We start from the raw sequence: 16723 nt of genomic DNA, 5'->3' as shown, positions 1-16723 counted from the left end.
AGGTACAGATATGAGAACAAGAATTGTATTCGGATGCTTATTCGTTTTGCTGGCTGTGGTTGTGGTACAGGCGCAAGCACAGACAGATCCTACATTGGCGGGAATGATTGTCGCCTATACCGACAAGGCGAAAGACCAGCTCAAGGCACAGGAGAAAACCATGATGATGCAGACTACCGGTCATTTGTGGATTCGGGAGGAAGTGGAAGCGACCACCGACCTGCAACGGCAATACAATGAGTACCTCGATTCATTTAGGGACATCATCTGTTATGCAGCGCAGATATACGGCTTTTATCATGAAATCGGCAAACTGTCCGATACTATGGGGGAACTGAACAAACAACTTCGGAAAAATGGACAAGGAGCCTTTGCTGTGGCCCTTACACCCCGACGTAACCAGATTTATCGGAATTTGATTCTGGGAAGCGTGGAGATTGTTAACGACATCCGACAGGTATGCCTTAGCAATACCAAGATGACGGAGAAGCAACGGATTGAAATCGTACTGGCTATCCGTCCCAAATTGCAAATGATGAACAAGAAACTACAGAGACTGGGCAGGGCTGTGAAATACACCTCCTTCGGGGATGTATGGGCGGAAATAGACGGAGGGGCACGACCGAAAGTGGACAAATCGGACATAGCAAAGGCCTGTATGCAGAGGTGGAAATCCAACGGGAAAAGATAACAACCAATATAATAATCAAACGATATGAGTAAATGGGCAACTTTACTAAAATATGGCAAAAAGGCTGCAAACTCGTCTGCTGCAACGACGATAGGCGATGCGATGATTCATCCGCAACGGACATTGGCCGGACTGGGAAAAGCTACGAAGACTGCGGTCGTAGGCGGCGGAATGGGCTATCTGGCTTGGGAAAACATCGTAAACGACAAATCGATTGTCAGAACTGCCGCCGATGTTCTCGTCGGAGAAGAAACTGTTGACAAAGGTTTGGAAGTAGCCGGCAAGGCTTCCGACAAGGTGGACAGCATGGTGGAGAAGGTCGGTGAAAACATGGAGAGCATTTCTTCATCCGTGTCGGGCGCATCGGGTGCATGGAGCGGAATCGGCAGTTTTCTTAAAAATATGCTCGGCGGTAACGGACTGGATATGCTTGGGAACTTTTTTGGCAATATCGGCAAAGGCAATGTGTCCGGGTTGGGTATGCTCGGACTGGTAGCGTCCTCACTGCTCATCTTTGGACGGTTCGGCTGGTTGGGAAAGATTGCCGGGGCTTTGATGGGTATGATGCTCATCGGCAGTAACAGCCGGGGTGTGCAAACGGAACAACCCTCACAGAGTGAATCACAGGATGTGCAACGAAATGGAGGGATGAGACGGTAACTATTGTACTACTGACGGGATAATAGTAAAACAAGAATGTAGTGGATTAGTAAAGTAGTAATAATTGAATACCAGTAAGAAATGAACAAGTTTGATAAGTATAAAAAAAGGAAACCGCCCCAGTCATCTTTTCAGAGGTCGTCATCCCGAAGGAGCAGTTTATATGTTTCTAAGTTCATTATCCCTTATACTTTTTCATCCAGTCATAAATCATACATGAGATAAGATTCAGAAGGATAGTCAACAATATGTTTTCCATTTCTTAATTTATTTAAAAATAAATATTATGGAAAAGTCAAAAGTGACGCCTAAAATGAAATTAAATGATAAAAATATGAACTATACCCAAGAAATGAATCTGCAATCTAAAAGCGGTTATTGTATGCCCTTTGAAGAGCGTAAGGGTGAAGTCCGTATGTCATTGGACTACGGGACACAGGTTCACCCCAAGAGTGGAGAAGAGTTTTTCCATCATGGAATAGATTTTATCACCAAGCACTATCTGCTGTCAGCCTGTGCGGATGGAATCGTCAGCGGTATCGGTAGTGATGCACGGCATGGACTCTTTCAGGTAATCCGATATGGCAAGTATGAAGTTACCTACGCTCATCTGACCAATGTGCTGGCAACCTTTGGAACGAAAGTAAAGGCAGGAAGTGTGGCGAGTGTCAGTGGAGATCTTCTTCATATAGAAGTAAAATACAACGGTGAGGAAATCAATCCCCTTGAATTTCTAACCATGATTTACGGCAATCTCAAAATGATGCAACAGCAAGGAGAAGTGGGTATGCCGGATTTTGATACCATCGACATGGATATTCCGACAGACTTTGAAGACAATCAGGAAGAAGTAGAACAGTTGATGCTACGTTTCTATCCTGACTATTTAGCAGAGTTGAACGATGGAAAATACTTACTGCCACAACATACGGAGCAGTCGCTTCGCAATATCTTCTCCTTGTCAGCCATCAAGAATTATTTCTATGAGGTGATACCGTCATTGAGTAATCCATTGGGTATAGGACAAAGAGCGGTGCCGGTGGCGGCAAAAGTGCAAAACCTGCTGATTGGCGACTTTTTGAACTATATGGTGTTGCGCCATCAGATATTCCTATCCACTCTAAGCGAAAGCGATAAAAAAAACTTCTGACGAAGCTCTGAGAAGTGGAGGAATCATTGACCCTTTGGCTGAACTGGAGATAGACGTACAGAGTTTTGACATACCAAGGCTTATTACAGTCTATCCGGATCAGGCAGGAATCCGATGGTGGACGAAGGCATGGTTCAACAACCAGGAAGAAGGGGAAGATTCTATCGAAATCACCCGGCTGACGGCTGTCCGCTTTCTACAAAGTCAGATAGATAAGGACACCATGCTTGAAGAGTATTTCCCTAAACAGATGGAAGTCTATCGTAATGCCATAGAGCAAACAAGAGTACAATTACTGAAACAAATCAATATCTCATGAATAGTCCTAAACAATCACAACGGTTCGCAGAGATTGAGTATTGTCTGCAACGCTATTTTGATGGTCAGTTGGCTCCAGTTATGTATAATGTCCAACAGGAATTGTCTAAGAAGCAGATAAAGGAATACAGCGACTATACTACCAGTCTCAGCGGAATTTTACGTTCGGCAGCCAGCGGCATGAATGGTATGCCGGATGATTCTATGCAGTATGTCAAGCTAACCGGTGAATGGAACAGTAAAACCGCAGAGGATTATGTGGAGATGTGTCGTGAGCGGATAAGCACTTCTAAGGATTTTCAAACAGATTTGGGGTGTATGGCCGAAGAGTGGCGAAATACTGTGGTAGCTGAAATCGGACGAGAGAGGTATGATACGCTATCAAAGGAATTGGGAGGTGATCTTGCTTTTGTTTATGTGGATTACCGTATGGAACAGATCATGATCAACAAAATGGTAGCGGACGAGATGCCGAAATCATCTGTGGAGTATATACTTCGCAAAGGAGCTTCAGAGAGCCTATTGGGGCTTTCGCAATCGCTGACTAAATCACCTTTGAAGCAAGAAATCGAAAGGAAAGGCGAAGCTGCTTATCATCCGACCCCCGCAGAGAAAGGTGCAGGAAAGGCTGTATCGTTTGGGGCTGATGTGGCTACGACAGGCGGTTTTTCTTCCTGGGCTTCCATTGGTAAACTGTTTGGAACCGAAGTGTTTTTTAGCGGAGTGGAATTTTGTCTTGACAAGAGACAAAAAGAGAAGGCCGTCACTATTGAAGATTGCATCAGTAAAGGGGTCTTTGGTTCGAAGCAGAATGTTTTTGAGGATTTCAGGAAACGAGGCAAAGCGATCAACGCTTGGGAAAACGACTATGTGCAATCATTCAATAACCAACTGACAAATAAAATGGCTATTCCAACTGAGAAACCTTTCTGGGTGGAAGAATCTGGAATCCCCCTTTGGCAATCTGCTTCATCCGTTGCGCCGGAGAATAAACAGAAAGTGGAATATACTCAAGTACCGATGGTGGTTGCACCCGGACATGAGCAGGAATATCTTGACAATTTGAAAAGAACGCAGGAGATTTCCAAGAAAGAAACACAGGAACCGACAGTGGAAACTTCGAAGTCACATTCAGAAAAAGAAACTTCGGAGAATCTCGCAAAATCGGATATGGGGCAAACACCCACTAATGAAAACGGATGGGGTACTCTCTTCGGTTCGGTCGGACTAAATGGACTGGGTGATGTCGGCAAGAATCTCGGCTATGTAGTTTCCATGCTTCCTGATATGCTCATAGGACTTTTTACAGGGAAAACTAAATCCCTAAATATGAAGAACATGTTTATGCCTGTTGCTTCGATCTTAGTGGGGCTATTTGTGAAAAATCCACTACTAAAGATGGTCTTGATTGGCATGGGAGGATTAAATCTGCTTAATAAGGCCGGTCATGAGGCGATGGAAAAGCAGGAAGGACAAACGCTGCAAAGTGCAGGAGTGAAACCGCATTTCAAGGCTTATCCTGATGAACCGCTGAATCCACGTATTGGGAATCCGACACTACAAGGGAGCTGTCTTATCGCTAGCATAGACAAAGTGCCGTGCAGTATTCAATTGCCAAACTCTGTGGTAGCCGCTTATGAAGCCGGAGCATTACCGCTGAATACGCTATCTAATGCAGTACTGGCTAAAAATGACCAGATGCGCCAGGTGGCACAGGAGAATTACCGGACTGCGGAGAATAATCAATCGGAAGATAGGGAACGAACTGTCGTAATTAAATAATAATACTTGAGTATGAAACAGAAAAACAGACAGGAACAACACGCTGCCAATCGGCAAGTGGAGTTGCTAACAAACGCATTGAATGGAGCTGCCGTTAGCGGTGGGTATTGGTTGAACGCTGCATCGAGAAGTCTGCCAAGAATCTATCCCAAAGGGCCGGCTGTCAGTCCATTCAACTCCCTTGTGCTGGGTATGCACGCTGACCAAAATGGTTATAAAACCAACTTGTACACTTTGTTTGCGGATGCCAAGCAACGGGGTGAAGCTATCCGTGAGCATGAAACAGGTGCGCCGTTTTTTTGGTATCGCTGGAAAGAGTATGTGAATCGGCATAACCCCAAAGACACTATCAGCAGAGAAGATTATCTGAAACTTCCGAACGAAGAGAAAGCTCTCTATAAAGGAATCCGTAACCGGGAAGTACAGATCATGTTCAATATTGACCAGACGACTTTACCATTGATTGACAAAGACAGGTATGAACAATCAGTGGAACGCTATGGCAGGTATGAAGACCGCAAGCATACTAAAAACGAAGAGGGCAAACTGCGTATCGAGGTGAACGACTTCGCATTGCGGATGCGTGATAATTTAGTTCCTATCCGGAAAAGTGCTACGGGGATCGTACATTATGATTCGGAAAAAAATGCGGTGTATATACCTGAAAAGAAACACTTCGGACAGTACAATGACTATATACAGGAATTGATGCGGCAGGTGGTTACAGCAACGGGGCATCAGCAACGGATGGCACGTCAGGGAATGGTGATGAAAGGTGGTATGGCCCCATCGGAAGATGCCTTAAAGTATGAACAATTGGTGACGGAACTTGCTTCCTGTGTAAAAATGATGGAACTGGGATTACCATCGAAACTCTCGAATGACAGTCTGTCTATGGTAGAATACTGGACAAGGGAGCTGAAAGAGAACCCTTGCCTGATAGACGCCATCGAAGCTGACGTGAACAACGTTGTGGATATTATCCGCAGAGCGGAAGAAGGAGAAAAGATAGAGTTTGCCACTTCCCGCAACAAACAGCAAACTACAGAGATGAAAGAGAAGCAAAAGCCGCAGATTGACAGTCGGGAAAGTGCTATCCTGCTGGATGTGATCCGTCATGGAGGCATGAAGATAGACGAACGTAACTTCCCTACGCCGGAAGTTAAAACTGCGTTTTTAGAGAAATTCAGTCTGGCACATTACGAAAAGGAGAAGAACTATGCTTTGGAACAAACCAAGAATGAAGATCCGGAAGTTGTGGAAACTGCTTTTACCGAAGCGGTGGATAATGGAGCAAAAATTGCCGAAATATGCACTGAGATTATGCCGGAAGAATGGAATAGGGAAAGGTTACTACTCGATTGCCGACGAATTGAAAAAACTGCCTGACAGAAGTAAGAAAGAAATGGTTGTCGTAAAGGACAATCTTTCAGGCATCGTCGATGTGGTGATACCGGCAGGTGCTATGGGGGGTGGTGTGGTGGCTATGCCCAATGGGGAAAAACGCCCTTACCGTCTAACTCCGGATGAGGTGATGACAACCGGTGAACGCGTTGCTGCACATGCCGAGGTACGAAATTACAATATTCCCGGATTTTCCAAACAGCGCATTCAGGATGCACTGCTGCAGGAAGGTTACCGGTATGTCCGCTTTTACAATAATGACGGAATATTGGGTTATCGCCCGGATGACAGCTATTTTGAAGGAAAGGATGTTTCGCTTAACAAACTGGATGGAAAGTCATTGGATACATTATGCGATCTTGATGTGAGCGAACATGTACGAAAAGCCATTAGCGTGCTGTTTGACCGCATACAGATGCTACGGGATGACAACAACCGATGGATTCTGTATCTGAAACCACAGAATGAACCTTCGTTCAGTGTCTACCCCGATAAAGCGGACATCAATCAATTCTTCTCAACTATCAAGCAAGGACAGAATGAAGAGGGTGAGCGACTGCGCATGGAACTGGCACAGAAGTATCATGCCTTGGCGACCAATCGTCCGGAATTGAAGATTGACCTATTCAGTGGCGGTAAAAATAATGATGCGGATTTGTCAAAGATACAGCGTGTAGTGATCTATAAGACCAAAGATGAACGTATCCTCTGTGCCCCGGTCATCGACGGCATACCCAAAGTGGAACCACGGGAGATTACCCCCAACAATGGCAACGGATGTGGGTGGCGGAGGATATGGCGGAATACAAAACCAATCTTGCTGCCAAAGTATTCAATGATTTGCTGAAGCCGATTCAAGTAGTGGAAACGGAAGAGAAAAGCGCGCTCCCACAGATCAATCTGAAGCAATATGAAATGCTGAAGGGTAAACATCCGGATGCACTTCTGTTATTCCGCAATGGAGACAACTATGAATCGTATGCGGAAGATGCCGACAAGGTTTCCAAGTTGCTGAAGTTCGATAAGGCTATTGGTATGGAAAGCGGTTCAAAGAATCAGGTGGATATTGTCTCTTTCTCAGGTTATGACCTTGATACTGTCTTACCGAATTTGATTCGGGCGGGAAACCGGGTGGCGATATGTGACAAGGTGGAGCATAAAGAAACTATCGACAATGAGCAGCAGGAAGAGGTACGAGCGGGCAGACATTTATAAAATTTGAATTATGAGTAAGAATAAAGATTATGCGGAGAAATACGCTGAATACGCTATGGCACAGATGCGGAGATACGGCATTCCTGCCTCTGTCACACTGGCACAGGGTATCATAGAGAGCAGTAACGGGCAAAGCCAACTGGCACGCAATGAAAACAACCATTTTGGTATCAAGGCTACACAATCATGGATAGCCGGTGGTGGCAAATACGGTCTTTATACGGATGACAAACCGAATGAGAAATTTTGCAGTTATGGCAGTGTGGGTAACTCGTATGAACACCATAGTCAGTTTCTTAAAGCTAATCAGCGATATGCAGGTTGCTTCAAACTGTCACCTGACGATTACCGTGGTTGGGCTAAAGGGCTGGAGAAAGCAGGTTATGCTACGGCAGGGAAATATGCTTCCAGCCTTGTTGGGATTATTGAAAAGAATGACCTCCACAAGTATGACGAGCAGGTGATGGCAGAGATGAAAGCGAAAGGACAAACGTTCGGAACGGAACAAAATTTTCGTACTATAAATAGTAATATAGTAGATACTATTGGTAGTAACAGCAGAAAATCAGATAGTTCTGTAGCAGTTGACGGTAACTATTCGTTTCCCTTGAAGCGAGAAGAGTTCCTACTTGTGACTTCACCGTTCGGTATGCGCGCAGATCCGATGGATTCGTCCAAACAACAAATGCACAAGGGCATTGACATACAGACTAAACTGGATGATGTACTGGCAACGGAAAATCATGGAAAGGTCATTGCAGTCAATCAGAATACTCACACCGCCGGCGGTAAATCGGTCACGCTGGAGTATCAACGAGAAAATGGGGATAAATGCCAAATCAATTATCTACATCTTTCTTCCATTGACGTGAAGGTTGGAGATGAAGTGGAGTCCGGTCAGAAAATAGGCATATCGGGCAATACGGGTACACGGACAACGGGCGAGCATCTACATCTCGGAGTGAAACAGATAACTGCGAACGGAACATCGAGAGATATTGATCCTGCCGCTTACCTGGCGGAAATCGGGCAAAAAGGGAATATTCAATTGCAAGCCTTATCGAATGGAACAGATCTGTTGGCCAAATACAAGGAGGCGACACCTAGTAAAAATCCACAAATTGACACGACACTATCACCGGAAGACTGGATGAAGAAGTTACTTTCTTCGGAAGACAGCGGAGTGGGTATGTCATCAGGTGATCCGATTATGGAACTGGTAACAACCTTATTTACCTCGCTGATGGCATTGGCAGTGCAAATTGATGGTAAATCGGAAGAAGAGAAAATGCAAGCAGCCACGGACTCAGCCATAAAAAAGCAAGTGGATTTATCCACCTTGATGCCGTTGTTAAAAAAATGTAGTTTGAACATTCAGGAGAATGGGAAAGCACTTCTGCAAATGAATGACGGAAAGAATAGTTATAACCATGAACTAAGTACCGTCGAGATGAACCGACTGCAAAGTACTCTCGGCGACTCAAGTCTGTCAGATGTCGAAAAACAGCAACGCATTGCAGCTATGGTGAATAATGCCTTGTTGACACAGCAGACTTCACGCAACTACGAGCAAAATGCCAATCAACAAGAGAATCAAAATCTACAGATACGATGAGGGCAATAGGACTAATCTTGGCTATCGCTTTGGTCATTGCCTGTGCGTGGGCTATTCGCTATGCCATATATAGCTGTTTTGGATTAATAGCTTCAGTGGCATACATGACAGTAGTTATCATCGGGTTGGTATGGACTATCTATGAGATGAAACATGCCTCGATGTCAGACGAATAATTAATTTCAAAATACAGAATTTATGATTAAGTGTAATGTAACAGTCAATGGTGTCATCAGTCGTGCTGCGTCGATGCGCACTGGTAAAGAGGGTAAGGCATATATAAGCTTTGCCGTAAAAGTGAACGTGTCTTCAAAGAATGGGGATTCCAGCAAAGCAGTGGAGGTGAGTGTGCTTCAGGAAGGTAGTAGCAATGAACTTGCGCAGTATTCCTCCGGTTCACGGGTAGAGTTGAGAGGTAATCTGACTTTCAGAAAACGTGAAAGTAATTTCTACTTCAATTTCCATGCGGATTCGGTGGATTTCAGCCCGGTAAACAATCCCGATGGCATTGCCGGAAGCATGGAGTTTAAAGGAACAATTGGCAAAAAGATGGATGAAAAGACGGACAAGAAAGGCAGGCAGTATCTGATATTCTCGGCTTTCAGTACTGAAAAGGATGGAGATACTTTTGAATATACTTGGGTTCGTTTTATCCGGTTCGCTCCGGAACGTGAGGCTTTTCTGATTCCTAAAGGGAAGATTCATATCAATGGGACTTTGGAAATTTCCATTTACCAGGATAAAATCAATTTGGGATGCAGAGTGGAAGAGATCAGTGAATGGGTCAAACAGGAGGCCTAAAAGTCAAATAAAGAAATACCTTTTTAGTTATGGCATATAAGAAGAAATTTAATGCGGATGGCCCCAGTGCAGAAGACAGGGCACTCGACCGTTTTGCAGAACTGATGATAGAGAAAATCAACAATCTGCAAAGTGACTGGAAGAAACCGTGGTTTACGGAAGGAACTATGCAATGGCCCAAGAACCTGTCGGGGCGTGATTACAATGGAATGAATGCTTTGATGCTGATGCTCTATGCTGAAAAGCAGGGGTATAAGCTACCTGTTTATTGTACTTTTGATAGGGTAATTGGTCTGAACTATCAGAAAGATAAGCAGGGAAATCGGACAGCACTAAAAGATGAAAATGGAGAACTGCTGCCACAAGTCAGTGTGCAGAAAGGAGAAAAATCATTCCCTGTTTTCATTACTACATTTACCGTGGTGGATAAAGATACCAAGGCTAAAATAAAGTATGATGACTATAAGAAGCTTTCAGATGCAGAGAAACAGCACTATACGGTGTACCCGAAAATGCAGGTCTATTCCGTGTTTAATGTGGATCAGACTAATATGAAAGAGGCACGTCCTGAACTCTATGAGAAGATTGAGAAAGAGAATCAGCTTGTTAAGCCAGAGCTGAATGGTGAAGGTTTTTCGTTTTCTGCCGTTGACAAGATGATTGAAGACAATGGTTGGGTTTGTCCCATCGAGATGCAACACCAGGATAGGGCTTACTACAGCATCCGAAATGATATGATCGTGATGCCGGAAAAGGCCCAGTTTGTGGATGGGGAATCATTTTACGGGACACTTTTTCATGAAATGACGCATAGCACGGGTTCAGAGAATCGGTTGAACCGGATAAAGCCAAGTTTTTTTGGGTCGGAAGAATATGCTCGTGAAGAATTGGTGGCCGAGCTGGGCAGTGCTTTGGTGTCGCAGCGGTATGGTATATCCAAGAATGTGAAAGATGAATCGGCTGCATACCTGAAGTCCTGGCTCAAAAGTTTGAAGGAATCACCGGATTTCATTAAGACTACTCTGTTTGATGTGAAAAGGGCATCAGCTATGATAGTGGAGCAAATTGATAAGATTACCCAACAGATAGACCACGAGAATACTGCACAGCAGAATGTTACAGAAAGGAGCGGAGAAAATAAGGATAGCCGTAACTTCTATGCAACAGTGGCTTACCTTCAAAACGCTGATGACACACAGCTTTTAGACCAGCTACATGAGGATGGTGACTATGATCGGTTGTTACAAGAGGCAAAGGAATATGACCAAGGTGATGCCATCGACTTGGAACATACCTTCAAATCACCAATCCAGAACCACGGTGATATTTTGTTGGACGAGGATGACTGCTATGCTGTGGCCTACAACAACAGTGTTGGCGGCACATACGAAATCATGCGCAAAGTATCGGAACAGGAAGTACGCAGCATGATTGAACGCTATGGGCTACCCGATAATGTTTCAAAGGATGTGAAGGCAGTAGTCAAGGATATGGTAGCCGAGCAGTTCGTCGAGATGACAGCCAAACGTATGCCCATATTTGAAATGGACAATGAAGCAGCGTTGCAGGTACAGTATAGCAAAGAGACTGACCACCTCGATGTCGGAACAGTGACTAATGCCGGCCTCGCCGTAAAGCATTCCTTTGCATATGACCATAGCTTTACTCTTGATGCCAACCTGCAAGGTATCCATGAGCAACTGTCTGAGATGCCGGAATACCAACATGAGAAAGCGGATATTGGTGATGTGGATAATGATGGTATCTTGGATGAAGTGGCACGGGAAGAAAAGCAACTGGTGGAAGAGGCTGAGGAAGAGGTGTATTGCAGGAGGGGGAGATAAATATTAATAATGTTAAACTACAAAAGATTCTCGACTTCTTATGGTTACACTCTAAAAAAACAATCGTATATTTGCACTCAATATGACCTCCCACGCTTCCCGTAAGAACAGCGCACCCGGGGAGGTCTTCGATTTTTTATACATATGGAATACAGGAAAAATCCCTTGTCCTTATCGGATCAGATTAATAAGTTAACTACACGTGGTCTCATTATTGATGACAGAGAATTAACAAAGCGTTATCTATCCAATATCAGCTATTATCGTTTACGTGCTTACACATACCCTTTTCAGAACAATGAAGAAGGAGCCGATCATGAATTTATTCGGAAAGACATTCATTTTTCTGACATCATTGATTTATATTGCTTTGACAGACGGTTGCGGACATTGATCTTCAATGCTATTGAAAAGATTGAAGTAGCTGTACGTACCAAGATTGTGCAAATATACAGTGAGGCTACTGGAGACAGTAATTGGTATGAGGATGAATCCCTATTCAAAGATGATTCTTTCTGGGTTAATGAAAAAAATGAAGCAACCGGCAGGATTGAGAAAAAAGAGGTTTTCCAGTATGATGCATTGATGGATGATATTGCTCCTGAAGTAAAAAGAAGTAATGAGGATTTTATCAAGCACTTTTATAGAAAGTATTCAGAGCCTAAAAATCCGCCCGCCTGGATGACTTTGGAAGTTATATCTTTCGGCACGTTAAGCCGATTATTTGAACTTCTGAAAAAATCATCTATGAAAGATCAGGTAGCAAAAGAATTTGGGTTGCCTGATGACCGCATTTTGGCGAATTGGTTACATGCCATTGCGGTTCTTCGGAACTGTTGTGCTCATCATAGCCGTATCTGGAATAGACGCTATATCGTAAGCGTTAAATTATCCTATAACACAACTTATCCATTTATTGACAGAGATACAATAAAACTTATTCGTCCAAACAAACTGTTTGCAGTATTAAGTTGTATCAAATACTTTTCAGATATAATCAGTCCGGGTAGTGATTTAAAACGAAATTTTCTATCTTTGTTAGGCGATGGTGGGCAGTTGTTATCTATGAAAGAGATGGGATTTCCCGCAAATTGGAAATATCTGGACGTTTGGAAAGATAAATAAGGGCGGTAATTTGAGATAATGGACAAAGCCTTACTCGTATATTTCATTCTACTTGTGGTTACTGTTGCCGCCATAAGATTCGCATTCTACTGCTTGAAAAAGGCTGGAGAGGCATATTTTTATGCAGCTCAATTGACCTCTGACCAGTCGTTGAGAAGAAAGCTGAGCAGAAAAGCCGTATTAGCCGGAAACAAAGAAGCCTACCCAATTTATGCGCTATCCAATCCTACTGAATTTGACGGTCATAAACCGATGGAACCATTCAAATTTAAAGGAATGAAGTGTATCTTCACTGATTTTTATTTCCCCAATCGCTATCGTGACTACATCAATTATGAGCAACGGTTCTTCTGTGATGAGTTGTTGGAATTTAAGGATGGCAAACGAAATGGTCATGAATTCTTTATGAACTGCATGGAAGCGTTAAATCTGGAAGATGATTATGTCATCATGTTTATGCCTTGTAGTAGGAACTGGCATTATAAGAGACGGTTTAGTGCATTGAACGATTTTCTTGAAGATTACTATCCTGAATCCTCCAATGGTTATAAATTCATCACTTATACAGGGGAACGGGAAAGTCTTCATCTGACCAAAGATAGGACAAAAAAGAGTCTGGAACAGAATTTTTACATTAACTGTGATTTGACTGGAAAAAAGGTTGTAGTGGTCGATGATCTGTTTACTACTGGGTGCAGCCTTCTCAATTTCAAAAAGCAAATTGAAAAGAAAGGCGGAAAAGTATCTTATGCTCTGTTTTTGGGTAAGACATTCCAAATGCCTGATAAATTTGATATTTGGTTCACTGCATGGTGCAATAGATGAGACAATGAATACAAGCAAAAAAGCCTACTCTCACGAGCAAGCTTTCTTCTATAGAATCTCTATTATTACGAAAAAGTTATTATTTGGATGTCGTTTGTTATTTAAAGAACAGCATCACTGAAGTGTGTCGGTTAGCTTCCTTCGGTGTATGGGTATCAATCCCTCCTTTATTCACCTCTGAAATTCGATTTTTGTCAATACCCCGATGTAATAACTGCGAGCAGATGTATTCGGAACGATTGGCTCCTAAACTACGATTAATATCATCTGTTCCGGTGATACTGTCAGCAGCTCCACAAACCCTGATATTCAAATTGTATTGTTTTGCAATCCTGGCAATCTCATCCAGGTTGACCAATTGAGAAACATCCGTAAGGTGATTTGTGCCTAACTCAAAGAAAAAGAAGATGGGTGCGCCTATGCAACTTTTTCCTTTTGACAACTCGGTAAGATAACCTTGTAATGATGACCGGTATTCGGAAGAATTTCCTAATACATAATTTCCTGTTGGACTCTTGCCTTGAATAGAATCACCGTTGAGTGAATTATCCGGCCATTGAAGACCCTGCAATCTTGAGCGGAGAGAATTAAGCCCGCTGTAATCGTTCTTTGGATAAAGTCTCTTTGAAAAGTTGTTCTTTTCCTCATTTTTTGAGAAATCCTTATATGAATCAAGTAATCCTTCAATTTCCAGAATCTTTTTCAATTCAGCTATTGATTCCGCATCCTCATTATGTTGCTTGGCCAACAGTGAGTTGCAATCACTTAACGAGGAAGCATACTCAATCAACCATTCATTCTGCTTTATATAAGGACTGGCATCCACCACTCTTTTCCAGCCTACCTTTCCAATAGAGAAAGATAGGCCGGCTGTGAGGCTCATCAGATTATCACCGAATCTATTGGAAGCGCCGCGACCGTCAAATTCCTTAAATGTAGTAGTGCCGCCAAGTTCCATGATTAGGTGAATCCTTTGAGAAAGACGATATTGCCCTGTCACGCCATAAGAGAATGCAAAAGGACTGTTCCCATTATCTTCGTTATGTATGATGCCAAGTCCTGCATAGGGAACAACCTTCCATTTGGGTTGGTTACCGGTATTGTAATGGTGAGACAATACATTCCATAAGAAATCAGCATGAATACTCTTGTATGATTGCTTATCTAGTAGGCTGTTTTTAAGTTTGAATCCCTGAAAGGAGATTCGACCGCCAATGGCCGGTGTGAACCATTTTCCACCCGAAACAGATAAAGTCGGTTCCATCCGATTGAACAAGTCGGCACAGCCTAACGGGGAACCGACAAATGCTGAAGCTCCACCGGAAATGCTCAGGAACCAATTGCCATTCCATATCCTTGCAGAAGTAATATTTTCAAGGTAGGACGGTTCAATTGGTTCGAGCATCTCCAATGAAGCATTATGAACAACAAGACTATCTAAAAGACGGACATTACCAGCTTGTGCATTCAGCGACAAAGCGAGCGGTAAGATCAAGACTATTTTCTTTATCATTGTAATCTAAATTTTAAATATGAAGCAAAGAAACCGTATCTAAATGAGGTGACGAAATGTTCGACTTCGAATCAATCTGTATTTAACCTGCGTTCTGTTTTTGGAGAAAAATCATACCTGTTATCATACTCAGAAATTATCTTCGGATATTTTTGCCACTTGGCTTCATCATCCGATGAGCCATCATCAGACAGCGGCGTGCCCAAGCCCGGTCATCTTCATCATCCTTACGTCCCCAAGGAAGATCGCTTCCTCCTCCACCGCCTCCGTGTCCTTTTGCAAAGTTGGTCGCTTGATCCACCAAATTGGCATACAGGAATACGGCACATTTGATAATATCTTCACCTTGTTCCGCCATATCCTGTAACAGTGCATCGTCCAAGGATTCTTTGGTTTCAAGGCTGAGAGTCGGCAAAATCATTTTGAAATCCTTGATAAGATCATCCAAGAGTACATCTGCCAATCTGAAACGTACCTGTTGAGTCAGATTGGATGTCGAAACTTTCAGTTGCTGCTGGTATTGTCCTGTCAGTTCCTTCGCCTTATCTTTAAGATCTTTCAACTCATCCAACTGTTCATTGGCATGTTCCAGTTTTGCCTGTTTGTCCGCCAAATTATCCAATACTTTCTGAAGGTCATTATCCAGCTTCTTGATTCGCTCGTGTAGCTCTTCAGAATTACCCTTGCCGTTTTTCAATTCTTCATTGATGGTGGCAATCTCTTTCTTCAATACCTCTTTCCGTTGTTCCAAATTCAAGGTCATCGTGGTAAGTCCCTTGACTCTCTTTTCTGCAAACCGGATATCGTCATGGAGCTGTTTGAGTATTTTTTTGTTCTCTTCAATCTGTCCTTCGAGAGTGGTACACTGACCGGAAAGTTCGCGCTTGTACTCTTCCGTTGTGCGATGTTTGGCACCTGTTACGGCAATACTGTCTCCACGCATCAGCCCCCACTTCTCATTTACCTTGGCCAGTTCATCGTGAAGAGCCAACATGATTTCCTTATATTCATATTTATCCTTACCGGCAAACATTTTCTTGAAGGCAAACTTCTTGTCCTTGTCTATTGGCAAAAGAGTCATGTGAATATGCGGATTTGTTTCATCGAGATGTACAATGAAGGCGACAATGTTTTCCTCGCCCCATCTGTCACTTGCGAATCTGTACATATCCTGTGCCCACCGTTCAATATCCGGACGTCGTTTTATATGGGAATTGTCTGCCCCCTGTGTAAGATCCACCTTCTGATTTCCGAAAGCTATTTCAAGCATACGCTCACGAGTACCTCCAAAAATGAAGTTGACCACCGTTCGATACTTGGGTATCTCCCGACCTTCATTCGGATCTTTGATGCCACGTTCAGCCAAATTCTCTACCATCAACTGTGGGATGCTTTTCCGCTTATCGACGGAAGAAATAATTCCTCCCTTCTTAATTTCAAAATTAAGAGGTTCACGGCTACGGTCATAGTTTCCGGTGCTGACAGCATTGCTCCAGCCCTTCTCCGACCATTTACGCTGATGCTCGTTACTTTGGCCAACCGTTATCCCTTTTGAGGCACGGATATCCATTACCTGTTTCATTTGTTTCGCCATATTTTTCAGTTTTTTCCCACAGCTTGCTGCCTCGTTAGAGCCTATTTTCCCATTGCAATTTTGCAAATGGGGTATTAGGCTACCCACAGAATAAATTCTGTGCCTGAAAAGGCAAGCCTTGTGCCTTACAAGAGGTCAAGACCTCCGAAGCGAACATCCTGCCGGGACGGTAGGGATAATGGCTTC

The 16723-nt window shown here is 43.3% G+C and carries 16 protein-coding genes; 14 read left to right on the top strand and 2 right to left on the bottom strand.

Going from position 1 to position 16723, the window contains the following annotated elements:
• Window positions 1–10 precede the first annotated feature (10 nt).
• The 14 genes from NXX38_RS00895 (at window position 11) to NXX38_RS00825 (ending at window position 13430) form a co-directional block, all read left to right on the top strand.
• Complete coding sequence (locus tag NXX38_RS00895; RefSeq protein WP_258978342.1) at window positions 11–691, top strand: hypothetical protein; 681 nt, start codon at window positions 11–13, stop codon at window positions 689–691.
• A 24-nt stretch (window positions 692–715) separates the two neighbouring features.
• A complete protein-coding gene (locus NXX38_RS00890; protein WP_258978341.1) occupies window positions 716–1351 on the top strand; it encodes an antitoxin in 636 nt (211 codons plus the stop codon).
• A gap of 334 nt (window positions 1352–1685) precedes the next feature.
• Window positions 1686–2501: a M23 family metallopeptidase gene (locus tag NXX38_RS00885; RefSeq protein ID WP_258981822.1), complete on the top strand. Its 816-nt coding sequence runs from the start codon at window positions 1686–1688 to the stop codon at window positions 2499–2501.
• Between the two features lie 34 nt (window positions 2502–2535).
• Entirely contained in the window at window positions 2536–2820 is a 285-nt protein-coding gene (locus tag NXX38_RS00880) for a hypothetical protein (RefSeq protein ID WP_258978340.1), read from the top strand.
• Complete coding sequence (locus NXX38_RS00875) at window positions 2817–4601, top strand: hypothetical protein (protein WP_258978339.1); 1785 nt, start codon at window positions 2817–2819, stop codon at window positions 4599–4601. Before NXX38_RS00880 ends, NXX38_RS00875 begins: the two co-directional genes overlap by 4 nt.
• Before the next feature lie 12 nt (window positions 4602–4613).
• On the top strand, window positions 4614–5990 hold the full coding sequence (locus NXX38_RS00870) for an ArdC family protein (protein ID WP_258978338.1): 1377 nt from the start codon (window positions 4614–4616) through the stop codon (window positions 5988–5990).
• Entirely contained in the window at window positions 5890–6852 is a 963-nt protein-coding gene (locus NXX38_RS00865; RefSeq protein ID WP_258982037.1) for a hypothetical protein, read from the top strand. The genes NXX38_RS00870 and NXX38_RS00865 overlap by 101 nt, the downstream gene beginning before the upstream one ends.
• A complete protein-coding gene (locus tag NXX38_RS00860; protein WP_258978337.1) occupies window positions 6801–7220 on the top strand; it encodes a hypothetical protein in 420 nt (139 codons plus the stop codon). The genes NXX38_RS00865 and NXX38_RS00860 overlap by 52 nt, the downstream gene beginning before the upstream one ends.
• A 10-nt stretch (window positions 7221–7230) precedes the next feature.
• The gene (locus NXX38_RS26670) at window positions 7231–8835 is read left to right on the top strand and encodes a glucosaminidase domain-containing protein (protein WP_309569407.1); all 1605 of its coding nucleotides are present in this window, start codon (window positions 7231–7233) and stop codon (window positions 8833–8835) included.
• Window positions 8832–9011 carry a hypothetical protein gene (locus NXX38_RS00845; protein WP_258978336.1) on the top strand — a complete coding sequence of 60 codons (180 nt, stop codon included), beginning with the start codon at window positions 8832–8834 and terminating at the stop codon, window positions 9009–9011. The genes NXX38_RS26670 and NXX38_RS00845 overlap by 4 nt, the downstream gene beginning before the upstream one ends.
• 22 nt (window positions 9012–9033) lie before the next feature.
• Entirely contained in the window at window positions 9034–9636 is a 603-nt protein-coding gene (locus NXX38_RS00840) for a single-stranded DNA-binding protein (RefSeq protein WP_258978335.1), read from the top strand.
• 29 nt (window positions 9637–9665) lie between these two features.
• Complete coding sequence (locus NXX38_RS00835) at window positions 9666–11480, top strand: ArdC family protein (protein WP_258978334.1); 1815 nt, start codon at window positions 9666–9668, stop codon at window positions 11478–11480.
• 144 nt (window positions 11481–11624) lie between these two features.
• Window positions 11625–12605 carry an Abi family protein gene (locus NXX38_RS00830; protein ID WP_258978333.1) on the top strand — a complete coding sequence of 327 codons (981 nt, stop codon included), beginning with the start codon at window positions 11625–11627 and terminating at the stop codon, window positions 12603–12605.
• 18 nt (window positions 12606–12623) lie between these two features.
• Window positions 12624–13430, top strand: a complete 807-nt coding sequence (locus NXX38_RS00825) for a phosphoribosyltransferase (protein ID WP_258978332.1) — start codon at window positions 12624–12626, stop codon at window positions 13428–13430.
• 97 nt (window positions 13431–13527) lie between these two features.
• Here NXX38_RS00825 and NXX38_RS00820 read toward each other — a convergent pair whose 3' ends face one another.
• On the bottom strand, window positions 13528–14943 hold the full coding sequence (locus NXX38_RS00820; protein ID WP_258978331.1) for an OmpA family protein: 1416 nt from the start codon (window positions 14941–14943) through the stop codon (window positions 13528–13530).
• A gap of 136 nt (window positions 14944–15079) precedes the next feature.
• The gene (gene mobV / locus NXX38_RS00815; RefSeq protein ID WP_258978330.1) at window positions 15080–16537 is read right to left on the bottom strand and encodes a MobV family relaxase; all 1458 of its coding nucleotides are present in this window, start codon (window positions 16535–16537) and stop codon (window positions 15080–15082) included.
• Window positions 16538–16723: the final 186 nt, after the last annotated feature.

The sequence above is a fragment of the Bacteroides sp. BFG-637 genome (assembly GCF_024793605.1).
In the GTDB taxonomy this organism is placed as follows: domain Bacteria; phylum Bacteroidota; class Bacteroidia; order Bacteroidales; family Bacteroidaceae; genus Bacteroides; species Bacteroides vicugnae.
Note: the sequence above shows the minus strand (reverse complement) of the source record. Positions and strands in the feature narration are given on the sequence as shown.

Bases quoted from the DNA above. Each gene is read 5' to 3' on its own strand.
- NXX38_RS00895 (WP_258978342.1), top strand. From the start codon at position 11: ATGAGAACAAGAATTGTATTCGGATGCTTATTCGTTTTGCTGGCTGTG.
- NXX38_RS00890 (WP_258978341.1), top strand. From the start codon at position 716: ATGAGTAAATGGGCAACTTTACTAAAATATGGCAAAAAGGCTGCAAAC.
- NXX38_RS00885 (WP_258981822.1), top strand. From the start codon at position 1,686: ATGAACTATACCCAAGAAATGAATCTGCAATCTAAAAGCGGTTATTGT.
- NXX38_RS00875 (WP_258978339.1), top strand. From the start codon at position 2,817: ATGAATAGTCCTAAACAATCACAACGGTTCGCAGAGATTGAGTATTGT.
- NXX38_RS00870 (WP_258978338.1), top strand. From the start codon at position 4,614: ATGAAACAGAAAAACAGACAGGAACAACACGCTGCCAATCGGCAAGTG.
- NXX38_RS00865 (WP_258982037.1), top strand. From the start codon at position 5,890: ATGGAGCAAAAATTGCCGAAATATGCACTGAGATTATGCCGGAAGAAT.
- NXX38_RS00860 (WP_258978337.1), top strand. From the start codon at position 6,801: ATGGCGGAATACAAAACCAATCTTGCTGCCAAAGTATTCAATGATTTG.
- NXX38_RS26670 (WP_309569407.1), top strand. From the start codon at position 7,231: ATGAGTAAGAATAAAGATTATGCGGAGAAATACGCTGAATACGCTATG.
- NXX38_RS00845 (WP_258978336.1), top strand. From the start codon at position 8,832: ATGAGGGCAATAGGACTAATCTTGGCTATCGCTTTGGTCATTGCCTGT.
- NXX38_RS00840 (WP_258978335.1), top strand. From the start codon at position 9,034: ATGATTAAGTGTAATGTAACAGTCAATGGTGTCATCAGTCGTGCTGCG.
- NXX38_RS00835 (WP_258978334.1), top strand. From the start codon at position 9,666: ATGGCATATAAGAAGAAATTTAATGCGGATGGCCCCAGTGCAGAAGAC.
- NXX38_RS00830 (WP_258978333.1), top strand. From the start codon at position 11,625: ATGGAATACAGGAAAAATCCCTTGTCCTTATCGGATCAGATTAATAAG.
- NXX38_RS00825 (WP_258978332.1), top strand. From the start codon at position 12,624: ATGGACAAAGCCTTACTCGTATATTTCATTCTACTTGTGGTTACTGTT.
- NXX38_RS00820 (WP_258978331.1), bottom strand. From the start codon at position 14,943: ATGATAAAGAAAATAGTCTTGATCTTACCGCTCGCTTTGTCGCTGAAT.
- mobV (WP_258978330.1), bottom strand. From the start codon at position 16,537: ATGGCGAAACAAATGAAACAGGTAATGGATATCCGTGCCTCAAAAGGG.